At 71.3% G+C, this 16,195-nt stretch carries 13 protein-coding genes; 1 reads left to right on the top strand and 12 read right to left on the bottom strand.

Annotated features, from left to right (window positions below):
* Positions 1-106: 106 nt before the first annotated feature.
* Positions 107-2,428 carry a hypothetical protein gene (locus ACQUQ0_RS00120; RefSeq protein ID WP_435182462.1) on the bottom strand — a complete coding sequence of 774 codons (2,322 nt, stop codon included), beginning with the start codon at positions 2,426-2,428 and terminating at the stop codon, positions 107-109.
* Positions 2,429-2,520: 92 nt separating this feature from the next.
* On the opposite strand from ACQUQ0_RS00120, the gene ACQUQ0_RS00115 reads away from it, so the two are divergent.
* Positions 2,521-3,681 carry a sensor histidine kinase gene (locus ACQUQ0_RS00115; protein WP_435182461.1) on the top strand — a complete coding sequence of 387 codons (1,161 nt, stop codon included), beginning with the start codon at positions 2,521-2,523 and terminating at the stop codon, positions 3,679-3,681.
* Positions 3,682-3,699: 18 nt separating this feature from the next.
* Here ACQUQ0_RS00115 and ACQUQ0_RS00110 read toward each other — a convergent pair whose 3' ends face one another.
* The 11 genes from ACQUQ0_RS00110 to ACQUQ0_RS00060 form a co-directional block, all read right to left on the bottom strand.
* Complete coding sequence (locus ACQUQ0_RS00110) at positions 3,700-5,133, bottom strand: glycosyltransferase family 2 protein (protein ID WP_435182460.1); 1,434 nt, start codon at positions 5,131-5,133, stop codon at positions 3,700-3,702.
* A 40-nt stretch (positions 5,134-5,173) separates the two neighbouring features.
* Complete coding sequence (locus ACQUQ0_RS00105) at positions 5,174-6,307, bottom strand: HEAT repeat domain-containing protein (RefSeq protein WP_435182459.1); 1,134 nt, start codon at positions 6,305-6,307, stop codon at positions 5,174-5,176.
* A 1-nt stretch (position 6,308) separates the two neighbouring features.
* Positions 6,309-6,689 (bottom strand): response regulator transcription factor, encoded by a 381-nt coding sequence (locus ACQUQ0_RS00100; protein WP_435182458.1) that lies wholly within the window; start codon positions 6,687-6,689, stop codon positions 6,309-6,311.
* Positions 6,690-6,774: 85 nt separating this feature from the next.
* Positions 6,775-7,338 carry a thioredoxin family protein gene (locus ACQUQ0_RS00095; RefSeq protein WP_435182457.1) on the bottom strand — a complete coding sequence of 188 codons (564 nt, stop codon included), beginning with the start codon at positions 7,336-7,338 and terminating at the stop codon, positions 6,775-6,777.
* A gap of 175 nt (positions 7,339-7,513) precedes the next feature.
* A complete protein-coding gene (locus ACQUQ0_RS00090; protein ID WP_435182456.1) occupies positions 7,514-8,767 on the bottom strand; it encodes an MFS transporter in 1,254 nt (417 codons plus the stop codon).
* Positions 8,768-8,850: 83 nt separating this feature from the next.
* A complete protein-coding gene (locus tag ACQUQ0_RS00085; RefSeq protein WP_435182455.1) occupies positions 8,851-9,744 on the bottom strand; it encodes a DUF58 domain-containing protein in 894 nt (297 codons plus the stop codon).
* A 2-nt stretch (positions 9,745-9,746) separates the two neighbouring features.
* Entirely contained in the window at positions 9,747-10,685 is a 939-nt protein-coding gene (locus ACQUQ0_RS00080; RefSeq protein WP_435182454.1) for an AAA family ATPase, read from the bottom strand.
* A gap of 4 nt (positions 10,686-10,689) precedes the next feature.
* Positions 10,690-11,634, bottom strand: coding sequence for a DUF7502 family protein (locus tag ACQUQ0_RS00075; RefSeq protein ID WP_435182453.1), 945 nt, complete (start codon positions 11,632-11,634; stop codon positions 10,690-10,692).
* The gene (locus tag ACQUQ0_RS00070) at positions 11,624-12,004 is read right to left on the bottom strand and encodes a copper transporter (RefSeq protein ID WP_435182452.1); all 381 of its coding nucleotides are present in this window, start codon (positions 12,002-12,004) and stop codon (positions 11,624-11,626) included. Before ACQUQ0_RS00070 ends, ACQUQ0_RS00075 begins: the two co-directional genes overlap by 11 nt.
* The gene (locus ACQUQ0_RS00065) at positions 12,001-14,355 is read right to left on the bottom strand and encodes a VWA domain-containing protein (protein WP_435182451.1); all 2,355 of its coding nucleotides are present in this window, start codon (positions 14,353-14,355) and stop codon (positions 12,001-12,003) included. The genes ACQUQ0_RS00070 and ACQUQ0_RS00065 overlap by 4 nt, the downstream gene beginning before the upstream one ends.
* The gene (locus ACQUQ0_RS00060) at positions 14,355-16,184 is read right to left on the bottom strand and encodes a DUF7408 domain-containing protein (RefSeq protein WP_435182450.1); all 1,830 of its coding nucleotides are present in this window, start codon (positions 16,182-16,184) and stop codon (positions 14,355-14,357) included. Before ACQUQ0_RS00060 ends, ACQUQ0_RS00065 begins: the two co-directional genes overlap by 1 nt.
* Between the last annotated feature and the right edge of the window lie 11 nt (positions 16,185-16,195).

Here is a 16,195-nt window from a genome sequence, read left to right as displayed (position 1 = left end):
CCGCACGACGGGTGCGATCGAGCGAGTACGCAGTTGCAAACGCTACAATAACGATCGGCCGTCGCGGACGGGAGAGTCGGCTGCTCTCGGTCGACTCTGGATCGCGTCAATATCGCCCGTACGCGTCGCGTAGAATCCCGAACGACTCCTTGCGGCGCTCGGCGTAGTCGGGGGTCTGCCAGGTGTCCCACCGGAAGCGTCCGAACTCCGAGGCGGTCTCGATCGATCCGCCGTCGGCCGGGAGCAGATCGGTGGCGTTGCTCGGCGCCGGCAGGTCGCGAGCGGCGCCGTCGGGTCCCGGCGCGTACGTCAGCGCGGCGAGTCCGATCCCGTCGACCCGCTCGCCGGCGTCGAGTCCCCCCTGCCAGATGTCGCCGGTGACCGTCCGCGTGCTCGGGTCGCGGAACTGGAGGAGCTGCCAGGGGAGCCGCAGTTCGACCGTTCCGGCGTCGGGATCCGCGTGGACGTCGGTCAGCGAATCGTACGCCGGAGTCGTCGGGTCCGCGGTTCCGTACCGCAGTTCGCCGGTCTCGACGGAGCGGAACGGGATCGTCCGGTCCTGCGTCGGGATCCGGAGGGGGTAGCTCGTGGCGAGCCTGATCGGGTGGTAGACGCCGTTGTCCGGCTCGGACGCGTACGGCGCCGGATCGAGGACGCCGTCGCGCTCGCCGTACTCGTAGTAGAAGAGATCGTAGTGGCTCGCGACCCGCACGCGGGAGTCTTCGGGGCCGCCGAGTTCGACGACGAAATCGACGCCCGAGCCCGTGTCGGCGTCGATATTCAGCGGTAGCGACGTGTTCCCCAGATCCGGCGTCGTGTCGAGGGCGACGACCGCCCGCGTCCGGTTCCAGTCGAACGCGTCGCCGACGTCGTCGAGCGCGATCCGGAGGTAGAGGTACCCCTCGTCGGCCGCCGCCCGGAGTTCGCGCAGCGACCGTCCCGCGTCGTAGCCGTCGTCGAGCGAGACGGCGGGCGACGCCGACCCGCTGGCGATTCGCGTCGCGTCCGCCCACTCCGCGTCGCTCCCCGAGAGCGTGATGCCGGCGCTCGGATCGAACGACAGGAGGCCGAAGCACTCCTCGGGCGACTGGACGTTGAGCCAGTACGGCCGCCGGTCGGGATCGGTGTACTCCATCGTGTTCCACGTGCGCTTGAACCACTCGTCCTGCCAGGCGAAGACGAGCCCGCCGGCCGTCCCGGCCCCGACGATCGCCTCGAAGAGCTCGGCGTCGTACTCGCCCTGCTGGGCCTCCGTGTGGTGGCCCTGGTCCATCCCGCCGACGTGTTCGTGCGCGTTCCCCCGGGACGAAGGGACGCCATACTCGCCGACGACGACTGGGTGGTCGTTCGCGTCCACGAGATCGTCCAGGTAGCCGGCGTAGCCGGCCGCCGGGGCGCTCCCATCGCCGTCGCCGGAGACGTACTCCCGGCTGAAGTTCATGAAGTCCGGGTAGTAGAGGTAGACGTGGTACGTGGCGAAGACCCCGGGGTCGAACGCGTCGGCCGCGACGACGTGGTTCGGGTTCACCGAGACCTCGTCCTCCCACGCGAACGGTTCCGCGGGATGCGAGAGGTGGTCCGTCGTCGGCCAGTTGGCGAAGCTCACCGGGCGCCTGTGGTCGTACGTCTCGGCCGCGTACGTCGCGAGCGCATCGAGCCGGCGGGCCAGCCAGCGGTCGAACGCCGTCGCCGCGTCCGTCGCGCGGACGAGCCGGCCGTCCGTGCGGCCGCCCTCGTGGTCGGCGTTCGTCCGCGCGACGAACTGCGGCTCCCACTCGACGCCGACGACGTAGCCGAGCAGGTACGCCGAGACGTCGGCGTCGAACGAGCCGCTGGCGTAACCCGGGCGGTCCGGTAACTGGGCGTTCCCGTTGACGACGTCGACGACGGTCCGCACGCGCTCGTCGAAGACGCCCGCGACCCCGTCGTCGTAGGCGGTGGTCTCGCCCTCGATGCGGTCGGCCGGCAGCCAGTTTCCGTGCAGGAGATACAGCGGCCGGTCCGCGTCGGCGTTGTGGGCGGCGAGCGCCTCGTAGAACGCCGGCGGGTGGACGGTGTAGACGCGGATGGCGTTCGCGTTGAGCTCCGCCATCGCGTCGAGCCACCGGTCGTACTCCGCGCGGGTGATCGCGGTCTCGCCGGGGAATCGCCCCGGCTTTCCCATCCCGAGGTTGACGCCGCGGACGAGGAAGTCCTCCCAGCCCCCGTCGCGTCGGACCTGGATTCCGTCACGGCGGACCCGAACGCCGTCGAGGGCGTTCGGTCCGTTCCCGCTCGCCGACGCCGATGAGGTATCAGTCCCGGCTCTTTCCCCTTCGCTCCCGGAGCGGCCCGATCCGCCGCACCCCGCGAGGACCGTCCCGATGCCACCGACGCCGAGCGTGCGGAGCAGGCGGCGCCTCTCTACGGGCGCCGGGTCGTCGTCCATCGGTCGACCCTGGGTCGGCGAGGGACCTATATCTTCTGACAGAACTGCGGCGAGGGCAACACCCAAATCCCGGGAGGCCGAGGTTGAGTCAAATGTGCGCCGAGGCCCCCGAGTCCCAGTACTTCAGGGACCTGTACGAACTCGCCAGTTCGGACCTGTCCACGAGCGAAAAGATCGCCAGCGCCATCGACATCGGCCGCGACCGCCTGGACGTCGACTACGGCGTGCTCTCCTACACCGGCGAGGGCAATTACGAGGTCGTCCAGACGAACATCGAGAGCGGGAAGTACGCGCCCGGATCGGTGACGGAACTGGGCGAGACGTGGTGCCGACACGTCGTCGAGAAGCGCGAGGCCCTCGCGTTCGCGGACGCGGCTGAGAGCCGGTACAGCGACGACGTCGCCCGCGAGGTCACGGGCTTGCAGTGCTACGTCGGCGCGCCGGTCGTCGTCGACGGGGAGGTCTACGGGACGATCTGCTTTTCGGCCGACGACCCGCGGCAGACCGAGATCACCGAGAGCGAACAGCAGTTCGTCTCCCTGCTCGGCGAGTGGATCGCCAGCGAGATCGAACAGCAAAAACACACCGAGGAGCTCCGGCGGCAGAACGAGCGGCTCGACGAGTTCACCGGGATCGTCGCCCACGACCTCCGGAATCCGCTGTCTGGCGCGATCGGCTACACCGAGCTCGCGCTTGATCGGACCGAGGGCGAGGTCCACGGCTACCTCGAACGCGTCGCCGGCTCGCTGGAGCGGATGGACGCGCTCATCGGCGAGTGCCTCGTGCTCGCGAAGGAGGGCGCCGACGTCGGCGAGCGCGAGCCGGTCGACCTCGCTTCGGTCGCCGAGGACGCGTGGGAGACCGTCAGCACCGGGAGCGCGACGCTCACCCTCGACGTCGCGAAGACGATCAACGCCGACCGGGCGCGGCTCCAGCGGCTGTTCGAGAACCTCTTCCGGAACGCGAACGAGCACTGCCAGTCGGGCGTGTCGGTGACCGTGAGCGACCACCCGGAGGGCTTCACCGTCAGCGACGACGGTCCGGGGCTCCCCGACGCGGTCGCCGCGGCGCTCGAAGACCCCGACGACGTGGAGGACATCAAGGACCTGGGCCTCGGCCTCCTCATCGTCGAACGCGTCGTCACCGGCCACGGGTGGGACCTCGCCGTCGACACCTCCGGCGCGGGGACGACGTTCACCGTGACCGGGGTGAACGCGGCCGCGCCGGCCCACCGCCAGTACGCGGAGGCCTGAGCGCCCCCAGCGCTCGCTTCACTCCCTCTCCTCGCCGCCGCCGAAGCCGGCCCGCTCCATCGTTCCCCACGACTGCTCGCCGCGAAGGTACTCGACGAGCCCCCGCCAGGCGAGGTACGTCTTGTACTGCCGGTAGCCGAAGTTTTCGAGGACGCCGTACCACAGCAGCCGAACGATCTGAACGGGGTGGTCGTAGCGGTTGTAGCTCCAGACCTCGCTGAAGATGCCGAACCACCAGAGGAAGACCCCGAGCCCGGTGGTGAGCAGGAAGAACACGAGGAAGAACTCGAAGTTGAGCACGCCCAGGTACACGGCGATCGGGAGCAGCAGGTAGCCGAAGCCCTCGATGAGCGGGCCGAGGGCCTCGGCCGCGGCGAACACCGGGAGGATGTACGTCCCGACCCGGCCGTATTTCGGATTGAACAGCATCCCGCGGTGGGTGACGAGCGTCTCCAGCATCCCGCGGTACCACCGCCGTCGCTGCCGGCCCAGCACGCGACGCGAGGACGGCACCTCCGTCCAGGCGACCGGCTCGGGGACGAACTCGACGTCGTACTCGATGTCGTTCTCCATCAGATACCGGTGGAGGCGGACGACGATGTCGAAGTCCTCGGTGATGGTGTCGTGGCGGTAGCCGCCGGTCTCACGCGCGTAGTCCGAGCGGAACACGCCGAAGGCGCCGGAGATGAGGATCAGTCCCTTGAGCCGGTCCAGCCCGAGCCGCCCGGAGTAGAAGGCCCGGAGGTACTCCATCACCTGGAGCCCGGGGAGGCCGGTCTTCGGGAGGTGGACCTCCTCGACGACGCCGTCCTCAACGACGCAGTCGTTGGCGACGCGGACCGTCCCGCCGGTGGCGACGACCCGCTGGGGGTCCCGGAGGAACGGGCGGACGATCTGCAAGAGCGCGTCGCGTTCGATGATCGTGTCGGAGTCGACCGCACAGAACAGCTCCTTGTCGGTCAGCCACAGCCCGGCGTTGAGCGCGTCGCTCTTGCCGCCGTTCTCCTTGTCGACGACGAGTAGGCTCTCGTGGGTCTCCGAGCGGTACGTCCCTCGGATCGGCTCGCTGGGGACGTCGTAGGGGATCTCGGCGTCGAGCGGCGCCAGGTCGAACTCCCGGCGGAGCACTTCGAGGGTATCGTCGGTGGAGCCGTCGTTCACGACGACGATCTCCGTGTCCGGGTAGTTCAGCGTGAGCAGCGAGCGGAGGCTCTCCGTGATCGTCGCCTCCTCGTTGTAGGCGGGCACCAGGACGGCCATCCCGGGGTAGAAGGGGCTCTGGAACGGTCGGAAGGGCGGATTCCACTCGGACTCGCGGACGTCGTCTCTGAGCTCCAAGAGCGACAGCGAGTGGATCAGCAGGTAGTTGATGTTGATGACGACGTAGTAGAACACGACCACGAGTCCCGAGGCCGTGAGCAGCCAGACCGCGAGCTCGGTGGCCGACGCCATCAGCGACCCCCTCCCGAGGCCCGCGGCGACGGCGCAGCCCTCATCGGCGGCGCTCCGTCGAGACGTCCGTAGCGAGTTCGTCGAACCATGCGTGCGCGGTCGCCCACGACCAGGCGTCGGCGATGGCCGGCGGCGGCGAGACGCCGTATCGCTCGCGGTGCGAGACGAGCGCCTCGGCGGCGGCCACCCGCGCTCGGGACTCCGGTTCCATCGCCGCCAGCCACATCAGCGTCTCGACGGCGTCGGCGTCGCCCCACTCGCCGAGCATCCGATAGACGCTCGCCCGGACGGCCGGCGACGGGTCCATCCCCAGGTCGCCGACGTCGACCTCCCCGCGCAGCGACGGCCGCCAGCCGTACCCGCCGAGCGCCCGCGCCGCCTCGGCCCTCGTGCGCTCGTCCGGGCTCGACAGCGCGGTCACCACCCACGAGAGGTCGGCGTCGCCCACGACGGTGTTGACGTTGCGAGCGACCAGGAGCACCTGCTGCAGGAGCGCCGGGGGCCACGTGTGCGCGTCGGCGGCGGCCCGCTCGAACAGCGGCCCGGGATCGGACTCGACGACCCGATAGAGGGTGTCGATGCCGAAGACGGTGAACGCCTCGGAGGCGTCCCGCAGCAGGAGCCGCGCCCCCGTCGACGGGAGGTCCGGGTAGTCGCTCAGGTACAGGACCTTCGCCGCCGCGGCCCGCTCCCGTGGCGTGCCGGTGCAGTGCCGTTCGAGCGCCTCGACGCTCGGGGGGTCCTGCAACAGCCCCAGCCAGGTGAGCGCGCCGAGCCGCTCGTAGTAGCCGCCGTCTGCCAGGTCCGCCCGCGCCCGTTCGGGGATTCCGAGCGCCTCCCCGAGTCCGAAGAGCGCCCGCGCGTCGCTGCCGCGGAGCTCCCGCAGGTACTCCTCCAGGAGCTCCTCCGTGACCGATCGCTCGCGTTTCGAGAGCGTCTCGACCCACGCCTCCCAGTCCGGGTCGTCGCCGCCGTACAGCCGCTCTAAGAGGCCCGCGCGGAGGTCTTCCCGGACCGCGTCGCGGCGGCGCCGCCGCAGGTAGCGCAGCACCGAGTAGCCGACCGTCAGCAGCGCCGTCGAGAAGAGCAGCGACAGGAGCACGAGCGCCGACAGGACGACGATCCATCGAGGGACGGCACCGACCTGCAGCGCCGCGAGCGTTCGGGCCGACATCTCACTCGTCGAGGACCTTCCGGATCCGGGCGAGGAGTTCGTTCGGGCTGAACGGCTTCGTGATGTAGTCGTCGGACCCCGACTGGAGCCCGTCGAGGACGTCCGCCTCGCGGCCGCGAGAGGTGAGCATCACGACGGGAACGTCCTCGTCGACGCCGACCTCGCCGCGGCGGATGGCCCGGAGCAGTTGGGTGCCGCTGAGCCGCGGCATCATCACGTCCAGGACGACGACGTCCGGGTCGGTCTCCATCGCGTCAAGCGCGTCGCGGGCCGCCTGGCCGTCCTCGCAGAGCTGAACCGAGAAGCCGCTCGACGAGAGCTTGTGCTGCAGCAGCGACCGGATCGTGCTGTCGTCGTCGGCGACGAGGGCCACCTGAGACACAGGCCGAATTCGGAATACAGCGGTTTCGTTCTTTCGGACACGCGACCCTGTGACGAGGCCCCGGCCGGACGCGCCCTCTCTGCGGTTACTCGTCGCGCCACTTGATCGAACAGCCCTGCGAGGGGGTCTCTTCGACTGGGATCTCCTCGCCCGCGAGCAGCGCCTCGACGGCCTCGCGCATCTCGTAGCGCTCGGGCTCGGCGTCGGGGTTCATCGCGTCGTCGATCCGCGAGTGGAACGCCAGGCGGAACGCGTCGCCCTCGTTCGCGAACAGGAACGGGTCCGGCGTGCAGACGGCGCCGTAGTCCCTCGCGACCGCCTGGGACTCGTCGCGGAGGTACGCCGTGTACTCGATTTCGCCGTCCTCGACGCGCTCTCGCATCCGCTCGAAGGAGTCGTCGGGGTACTCCTCGGCGTCGTTGGGGTTGACGCCGACGACCGCGAGGTCGTCGTAGGCGCCGGCCAGGTGATTCAGCTCGTCGACCTTCGCCTCGGCGTAGGGGCAGTGATTGCACGTGAACACCACGAGCAGGGCCTCGTAGTCGGCGAAATCGTCCAGGGTGTACGTGTCGCCGTCGGCGCCGGGCAGCTCGAAATCGGGCGCCCCGTCGCCCCGCTCCAGTTCGGAGTCGGACTCCATCAGAACCATATCCGACGGTAGGGTCTCGGCGATGAAAGGCGTGTCCGTTCCGGGAAGCGACGCCGCCGCTCGGGGCGTGTTCGGACCGCCGGAGGGTCAGCGTCATAGTGATTGCTCTCACTGTTTACCGCCGAAGGCCACCCCCGGTGACGGCGTCGGCGGTAAGAGACGAGAGTAATCACTATCAGTCATCGCCGGCGACCGCCGCCCCCGCCGACGCGTCCGGTCCCGCGTCGCGGACGACCCACCAGCCGAGGCCGAGCGAGAGCGCGCCGACGGCGGCCACGGCGGCGAACGAGGCGCCCAGTCCTACCGCCTCGATCAGGTAGCCGAACGCGGGCGGCGCGACGACGCCGCCGAGCGAGATCCCGATCGTGACGAGCGCGAAGTTCTTCCCGAGGTCGGCCCGCGCGGAGAGCCGATCGGCCAGGGTCGACCGGGCCGGCCGGGAGAAGCTGATGCTCCCGCTCAGGAGGAGCACGACCACGACCCCCGCGAGCGGGAGCGAGAGCGTCGCCAGGAGCGCCGCGACGACCACGAGCGCCGCGTAGCCGGCGATCACGACGGGGCCGGCGCCGATGCGGTCGGTGAGGCTCCCGCCCGCGAGGATCAGGCCGGCGCCGACCGCCAGCATCGCCGAGGTGAGCGCGCTCGCCGTGCCGTCGGGGAGCCCGTAGCCATTAGCCAGGAGGCTCGGCGTGTACGTCCGGATCGTCCACGCCGCGACCGACGTGAGGAAGGCCAGGAGCGTGAGCCCGAGGATCCCCTCGGAGGCGACGAGAGTCCGGAAGAGCGACCGGATCCGGCCGGGGATCGACCGGAGGGTCGGCCGCTCGTCGGGGCGCTCGGCCAGCCCCGGGCGCGTGATGTCGTCGTCGACGGCGCGGAACTGGAGCAGGCAGAACGCGGAGTAGACGGCGCCGAGGACGCCGATGGCGCCGATCGCGACCCGCCAGGAGAGCCCCAGCGCGGTCGTCGCCGCCACCACCGCGAAGGGCGCCGCGAGGCCGACCGCGCCGCCGAAGGCGTGGACGCTGTAGGCGCGCCCGCGGCTCGCGTCCGAGGTGGCCGACGCCAGCAGCGGATAGTGCGCGGGGTGGTGGCCGGCGACGCCGACCCCGACGACGAACTGCGCGGCGATGAGCCACGCGTACGACGTCGCCGCCGCGGTGAGCGCCGCGCCCAGCGTGCCCGCTGTGAGCGAGATCGCGAGGACGAGCGTCCGGCTGTAGGCGTCCGAGAGGTAGCCGAACGGGAGTTGCAGGAGGAGGATGACCGCGTTCTGCACGCCGATCGCCAGCCCGATCGCCGCGATGCTGACGTCGAACCGCGCGGCGAGCACGCCCACGAGCGGCGCCAGCATCACGATGTACGAGTGGTTCACAAAGTGCGAGCCGGTCACGAGCGCGACGACGCGCCGGTTCCCTCCTGCGGTCACGCCCGCCACTCGTCGCCGGAGCGAAATATACTCGCCGAAACGCGGGCGGCGGCAGGGGAGTCCACCCGAGTTCCCGAGCCCGCTCAGCGTCGCCGCCGCCGTCGCTCCCGCTCGTCCTGACGCCGCCAGACCTCCGCGAACGACTCGAAGAAGTCGGCGTCGGTGTCGACGACGACGTGGTCCGCCCGCAGGCGGCGCGCCCGCGCGGCCACGTCGTCGATGTGCGCCTCGAGCCGGTCGCGGTAGGACTCGGCGGTAGAGCCCGCGAAGTACGCGCGCTGGGTCGTCCCCGTCTCGGGGTCCTCGAAGACGGCGTCGCCGGCGACGTCGGGGTCGCGCTCCGCGGGCGCGACGACCTGGACGAGGAGGACGTCGCTCCGGCCGAGCGCGGCGAGCCCGTCCTCGATCGCGTCGGGGTCGTCGATGAAGTCCGAGACGACGACGACGAGCGAGCGCGAGCGGATCGTCTTCGCGTACGTCGCCAGCGCCTCGGCGACGTCCGTCCGCCCGTCCGGGTCGACCTCGTTGAGCCGATCGAGAAGCGCGAGGAGTTCCCCGCGGGTCGAGCGGCCGCGGTCCAGGCGCTCCACGTCGGTGCCGATGGTCGAGACGCGGAAGGAGTCGTGTCCCGCGGCGGCGAAGTACGCGAACGCGAGGGCGAAGCGCGCGCCGAACGCGAATTTGTGTTCCCCTTCGTCGCCGAAGTCCATCGACGCCGACGTATCGAGGAGGACGTGGACCGTGAGGTTCCGCTCGGCCTCGTACTGCTTGATGAAGTACTCGTCCGTGCGGGCGTAGACCCGCCAGTCGACGAGGCGGACGTCGTCGCCGGGCGTGTAGCGCCGGTAGTCGCTGAAGGTGAGCCCCTCGCCGACGTCCGGCGACTCCTGTTCGCCCCGACGCCGCGAGTCGGTCTGCCGCGTCAGCGACGCCTCCAGCCGGGCGAGCTCGTCGAGGAAGGACGGCTCGATCGGCATCGTCACAGGAGGTCCGAGACGACGTCGTCGGGCGTCTCGCCCTCGCGCTCGGCCCGGAAGTCGACGATGAGCCGGTGTCGGAGCACCGGGTGCGCCATCGCCTCGACGTCCTCCCAGGAGACGTGCGAGCGGCCCTCCAGGAAGGCCCGGGCCTTCGCCGCGAGCACGAGGCCCATACTGGCCCGCGGGCTCGCGCCGAATTCGACGTCCTCGTCCATCCGCGTCTCCCTGACGAGATCGATCACGCCGTCGCGGACGTCGTCGGCGATGGGCATCCCCCTGACGAGCCGCTGGGCCCGCTTGAGGCCGTCGCGCGAGAGCACGCGGTCGACCGACGGGTCGGGCGCGCCCGTCGTGTAGCGGTCGACGATCTCGCGCTCCTCGTCGCGGCTGGGGTACTCGACGAGGATCTTCAGGAGGAAGCGGTCGGTCTGGGCCTCCGGCAGGGGGTAGGTCCCCTCCTGGTCGATCGGGTTCTGGGTGGCCAGGACGAAGAACGGTCGCGGGAGCTCGCGGGTCTCGCCGGCGGTCGTCACCTGCTTTTCCTGCATCGCCTCCAGGAGCGCCGCCTGGGTCTTCGGCGTCGCGCGGTTGATCTCGTCGGCCAGCACGAGGTTCGCGAACACCGGGCCGCGCTCGAAGACGAACTCCCTGTCGCCGCCCGACTCGCGGATGATCTCGGTGCCGGTGATGTCGGCGGGCATCAGGTCGGGCGTGTTCTGGACCCGCGAAAAGGAGAGGTCCGTCGCCTCCGCGATCGTCCGCACGAGCGTCGTCTTCCCGAGCCCGGGGTTGCTCTCGATCAGCGCGTTGCCGTCGCAGAGCAGGCAGACGAGCAGCTGCTCGACGACGTCGCTCTGGCCGACGATTCGCTTTGCGACCTCCTCGCGGAGGGCGGCGAGTCTGCGCTGGATCCGGTCGATCTCGTCGTTTCCGTTCATCGTGTTAGGTGTCGGTCTCCTCGTCGTCGAGCTCCCTGATCCGGAGGTTGTACTCCCGGACCAGTTCGGCGTCTTCGATCCGCTCGCTGCCGGCGAAGCCGGCCTGCTGGCTCTCGAACTCCCCGCTGCCGCCGCCGCTTCCGTACCCGCCGCCGCCCGGGGCGGTCGCGCCGTCGCCGATGGGCTCGCCGCTGCCCGTCACGGTGATGTTCTCCAGGTCGTCGCCGGCCTGGACGTCCTCGCGGTCGCCGAGTATCCGGTCGCCGTCCTGGAGGCCGTCGTCCTCGGGCTGTTCGATCCCCGCGCCGCCGTCGGGACCGAGCAGGCCGCCCAGATCGGGGTCCACGAGCGCGACCTGAACGCTCGCGAGGCTCACGACGACGACCAGCAGGACCGTGACCGCGACGCGGCGAGTCGCGACCAGCTCGCCGGTCGAGGTGGATTCGAGCCGGTCGATCACGTCGTCGTAGAGCCGGCGGGCCATCGGGGTCTCGCTCCGGTCTCCGACGGCGTCGCGGGCGGTCCGCAGCGCCTCGCGCACGTCGGGATTGGCGGCCTCGAACTGCTCGACGAGCGGCTCGCGCAGGCGGAGCAGGTACTCGGCGGCGAACGCCGCGACCCCGAGCGCGACGGCGACGAGCGCGGTCGCCTGGATCGCCCGCGGCGCGACGTCGCCGATCAGCGGCACGCTCCGGAGCGCGGCGTAGGCGACGCCCGGCAGGCCGAGGTAGGCGTCGAGCGCCGCCGGCGTGAAGAGCGAGAGCAGGAGGTTCGCCGCGAGCGCGACGAGCGCCGCGTCGACCACGGCGTAGACCGCGGCGGCCTTCCGCACCTCGCGGCGGACCTCGGCGAGGGCGTCGCGGACGCGCGCGGTCGACGCGTCGGCGTCGGATCCGTCCGCGCCCGCGGGGGTCGCCCCGTCGCTCTCTTCGCGTTTCTCACTCGACATCCTCACACTCCTCCGGGACGCTGTCTCGCTCCCGCCGCCACTGTTCGCAGAGCGATTCGAGGTCGTTTCGATACTCGTTCCGTTCTGCCCGCACCTGCACGAGCGTCTCGTTCTGCGCCTGCAGCGTACGCCGCAGTGACTCCACCCGCTCTTCCAGCTTCGAGACGCGCGACTGGAGCGCGTCGATCCGCTCGCGCGCCGACTGCAGGTCCTCGCGGAGCTGTTCGTTCTGCGCGCGGAGCTGTTCGTTCTGGGTCTCCACCGCGGAGACGCCGGACTGATACAGCACCGTCGCTCCGACGGTCCCGACGGCGAGGACCACCAGCACGACCACGAGCACCAGGTTCAGGCGGCGGCCGACGAAGCTCACGGGAGGCCTCCGTCCGACGTATTCCGGCGACGGACTTGAAGCCGCCGGTAGCTCACCTCGGCGGTGAACGCGAGCAGTCCGACGAGCAGCGTGAGCCAGGTCCAGTCCGATCTGACGGGCCGGACGCCGCGGGCGCGCTCGGCCGCGAAGCGCGCGATCTGTGCGCCCTCCCCGACGGAGAATTCGCGCCCCCCGGTGTCCTCGACGAGCGCCTCCAGTTCGGGCGCGGGGCCGAACGCGGCGTACTCCGCGGGGTAATTCGCGGCGTACGTCGCGTTCCCCACGCGGAAGTAGCCCGTCTCCTCGGGCGTCAGCGTCGCCTGGTAGGTCTCGGCGCCGACCCGGCGGAACGAGACGTTCCCGATCTCGGGCCGCTCGCTCCCGCGGTAGGTCACGGTGGTCGGGACGCCGACGCGGGTGTCGGGGACGCCGGTGATCCCGGTGGCCTTCCGCTCGGGATCGCCGACGACGTAGTTCGTCGTCCGCGTCAGGAGCAGCGAGTCGGGTTCTCGAAGCAGGCCGTCGAGCGTGCCGTCCTCGCCGTAGGCGGTGATCGTCGCCACGCGGCCGAGCCCGTAGCGCCACGTCGCGACTGCGGGCTGGCCGTTGCTCCCGGCGACGAGGAAGTCCGCGCCCGAGCGGACCGTGACGTCGTTGAACGACGCCGGCGACGCCGTCAGCGTGACGCCGGAGGTGACGAAGGCGCTCCGGTCGAGGACGACGAGGCCCGACCCGCCGGCGGCGCCCGCCCCTCCGAAGAGGATGCCGAGCTTGGTCGTCTCGGTGGCGCGGAAGTAGCTGCCGCCGCCCGCGCCGGCGATGGTGGTGAGCGTCCGCTCGTTGATCCGCTCGCCCGCGCCGACGGTGATGACGCGGATTCCCCGGTCGGCGAGGCGGGCGGCGACTTCGGCCGCCTCTCGGGGGTTGTCGCGGCCGTCGCTGATGAGGATGACCGTCCCGGTGCGGTCGCCGAGCAGTTCGGCGGCGCCGCGGAGGCCGGCGGCGATGTCCGTCGCGCCCCCCGCGCGGAGCCGCCGGATCTTGTCCCGGAGCTCGTCGCGGTTCCGCGATAGCGGCTCGATCGCGCTGACCCGACACGCCTGGTAGTTGAAGCCGACGAGGCCGACCTCGTTCTCGTCGCCGAGCTGTTCGAGGACCGAAAGCGCCGCCGACTTCTGGATCCGCATCCCCTCCTCGGCGCTCCCGGAGACGTCGACCGCGAGGACGATGTTCGTCGCGCGGCGCTGGCCCTCGCCGACCGACACGGGGAGCATCGAGGCGATGCTCGACCCGCGGTAGCCGCCGGCCGCGAAGGAGTTGGGGCCGCCGACGACCGCGAGGCCGCCGCCGTCGATGACGAACTCCTGGAGGCGGTCGACGTTGCCGATCCGGTCGGCGGGCGCGTCCTGGACGACGACCGCGTAGTACGACGAGAGGTTCTCGGGCACGCGCTCTGCCGTCGTCACGTCGTAGAGCTCGCCGAGGTAGTCGCGGAAGGGGTAGTCGCCGGGCGAGACGTAGAGGACCTCCGGGCGCTCGACGACCCGGACGGTCTTCCGGTAGACGTCGTTGGCGACGAAGCGGTCCGTGACGTCGATCTCGGCCGTGACGGTGTGGCTCCCGGTCGAGGCGAACGTGTGGTTGAACCCCACGACGGCCGGCACCTCGTTCGTCGTCCGCTCGGCGACGACCCGCCCGTCGACCCTGACGGTGAGCGTCGCCGAGGTGTTGGGGCCGACCCCGTCGACGCGGGCGACGAAGCGGTTCTCGACGCCGAGACTCGCCTTCTCGGGGCCCTCGACGGTCACGTACCGCTCCGTGGTTCGGGACTCGGGCGAGACCACGGAGACGGTCGCGTTGACCTCGCGGGCCAGTTCGGCGGCGCTCGCCAGCGACCGGCCGCTCGTGACGCGGCCGTCGCTGAGCAGGACGACGCTGCCGTTCTCCCGGAGGTTGGCGGCGACGGCGTCGCCGATCGGCGAGGAGGCGTTCGCGCCGACCGGGACGCGCCGGACCGAGACGCCCGCGTCCTCGATCGATTCTGCCAACCGATCGGCGACGTCCGGGGCGACGGCCATACTGTCGGAGCGATCGACGAGCAGCGTCACGCTCGGGTCGCCCGCGGTCGACTTCGACTGGACGGTGTACGGTCCCGCCGCCGAGAGCACCACGAGCGCGACCACGACGACCCGCGCGGCGAAGAGCCAGCGTCTCGACTCCCCGGAGGCCGTCCCCGACGCCCCGCGGAAGATCAGCGCCCACAGCGCCGCGACCCCGAGGGGGAGCGCGAGCAGGAACAGCGGTCGCGCGAGGCCGACAGAGAGCCCCTCTGTGAGTTCGACGCCGACCATCAGAGGTCCCCCCGTCGGCGCAGGAAGGCCACCTCGCCGAGCGCCACGGCGAGGACGCCGAGCGCGACGAACTCGGTTATCGGGTCCGGCGCGGTCCGCTCTTCGGTCCGGCTCGCGGGGCCGCCGCCCGCAGCCTCCTCGATCGGTGCGGCGGCCACGTCCGACTCGGCGGAACTGAGGAGCGACGCGCTGTACCGGACTCCGTCGGCAACGTAGAAGCCCGCGTCCGCGGCGTCGACGGCGCTCGCGGTGACTTCTCCGTCGGGGGTCTCGACGGTCGTCTCGTTGCCGAAGCGGAGCCGCTCGCCCGTCTCGCGGTTCAGTTCCGCGAGGGACCGGCGGTCGGCGAGTTCGTAGACGCTCCGCTTCCAGAAGACCGGGTACTCGTAGTCGTACTTGAACGACGACGCCGACTCCAGGTAGCCGTAGTAGAGGATCCGTCCCTCGTCTCGCGACGCGGTCGCGACGATGGGCGTCCCGTCGGTCGTCGACAGCAGCGCCCGGCCGGAGCGGAGTTCGCCGCGGACGTACCGCTCCGGCGGCGGGAACGTGAGGTCGCGCGTGAGGTCGGCGTCCGAGGGCGTCGCGAGCGTCGGATTCGAGCCCATCCCCGACGGCGAGACGAGCAGGAGGTCCCCGTAGCGGTCCGCGGGCATCGACGCGAGCGGCTGGGCCTGGATCCCGACGCCGCCGCCCGCCGAGAGCGCCCGCCGGCCGGCCGCGAGGTGGGCGTCGCGGAGCGCGTCGCCGTCGACGTTGCTGTAGAGCACCACGTCGTAGGCGTCCTCGGGCGGAGCCGGGACCCCGTCCGGAGGCGTCACGACGGTCAGTTCGACGGGGTCGATCACCGACAGCGCCGTCGAGAGGTAGCGGTTCTCGTCGTTCGTCACGAGCAGGACGTCGACGGCGGCGTCCGCGGGCGCGGCCACGTAGGCGACGTCGTCGGTCGGGAACGCGTCGCCGGGCGAGAGCCGGATCTCGCCGCCATCGGCGGGGACGGGGAAGGTGACGCTCCGGACGTCGCCCGCGTCCAGCGAGAGCGACCGGGTCTCGCCGGCGAGCGAGACCTCGCGGCTCGCCTCCGAGGTGCCGAAGTTCTGGACCGTGACGGTCACTTCCTCGCCGGAGAACTCCCGGTCGACGATGCCCACGTTGTCGGCGCCGCCGCGGGCGAACTGCCGGAGGTCGACTGTGAGTCCCCGAGCGCGGGCCGCCTGCACGGCGGTCCGCCACTCGCTTTCTCCGCCCGTGCCGCCGGCGAAGTCGCTGAGGACCACCACCCGTGCGCCGTCGCCCGCGAGGCTCGTCGCCCGCGAGATCGCCGTGCGGAGGTCGCCGGGGGCGTCCGTCGCCGACACGCTCGCGAGCGTCTCCTCGGCGTCGGCCGCGGTCCCGGCCCGCAGCGCGATCGTCGCGCTCCCGTCGGCGAGGACGACCGAGGTCTCGGAGGTGACGGCGCCGCGGGCGGCCGCGACCGCGCGGTCGAAGCGGGTCGTTCCGCCGGATTCGACCTGCATACTCGCGCTGGCGTCGAGGACGATCACCGTCTCCTCGACGGTCTGGGACTGGGGCACGGCGACGTATGGCGCCGCGAGCGCGAGGGCGAACAGGGCGATCGCGAGCAGTTGGAAGAGGAGGAGCGCGTTCCGCTTCAGCCGTTCGAGGAGCGGCCGCGACGACGACGTGCCCGCCGAGTCCGAGAGGAACCGGAGCGTCGGGAGCGTCACCCGGCGCGGGTCGGGTCGGACGAGGTACAGGATCAGGACGGGGACCGCCGCGAGGAGGGCCGCGAGCCCGAGCGGGGAGAGAAAGACGTCGGAAAGGGCCATCGTGATGGAGG

It is taken from the genome of Halobellus sp. EA9, assembly GCF_051195055.1.
Taxonomy (GTDB): Archaea; Halobacteriota; Halobacteria; order Halobacteriales; family Haloferacaceae; genus Haloquadratum; species Haloquadratum rubicundus.
Note: the sequence above shows the minus strand (reverse complement) of the source record. Positions and strands in the feature narration are given on the sequence as shown.

Excerpts from the sequence above, each read along its gene's own strand:
- ACQUQ0_RS00120 (WP_435182462.1), bottom strand. The coding sequence starts at position 2,428 with ATGGACGACGACCCGGCGCCCGTAGAGAGGCGCCGCCTGCTCCGCACG.
- ACQUQ0_RS00115 (WP_435182461.1), top strand. The coding sequence starts at position 2,521 with ATGTGCGCCGAGGCCCCCGAGTCCCAGTACTTCAGGGACCTGTACGAA.
- ACQUQ0_RS00110 (WP_435182460.1), bottom strand. The coding sequence starts at position 5,133 with ATGGCGTCGGCCACCGAGCTCGCGGTCTGGCTGCTCACGGCCTCGGGA.
- ACQUQ0_RS00105 (WP_435182459.1), bottom strand. The coding sequence starts at position 6,307 with ATGTCGGCCCGAACGCTCGCGGCGCTGCAGGTCGGTGCCGTCCCTCGA.
- ACQUQ0_RS00095 (WP_435182457.1), bottom strand. The coding sequence starts at position 7,338 with ATGGTTCTGATGGAGTCCGACTCCGAACTGGAGCGGGGCGACGGGGCG.
- ACQUQ0_RS00085 (WP_435182455.1), bottom strand. The coding sequence starts at position 9,744 with ATGCCGATCGAGCCGTCCTTCCTCGACGAGCTCGCCCGGCTGGAGGCG.
- ACQUQ0_RS00080 (WP_435182454.1), bottom strand. The coding sequence starts at position 10,685 with ATGAACGGAAACGACGAGATCGACCGGATCCAGCGCAGACTCGCCGCC.
- ACQUQ0_RS00075 (WP_435182453.1), bottom strand. The coding sequence starts at position 11,634 with ATGTCGAGTGAGAAACGCGAAGAGAGCGACGGGGCGACCCCCGCGGGC.
- ACQUQ0_RS00065 (WP_435182451.1), bottom strand. The coding sequence starts at position 14,355 with ATGGTCGGCGTCGAACTCACAGAGGGGCTCTCTGTCGGCCTCGCGCGA.
- ACQUQ0_RS00060 (WP_435182450.1), bottom strand. The coding sequence starts at position 16,184 with ATGGCCCTTTCCGACGTCTTTCTCTCCCCGCTCGGGCTCGCGGCCCTC.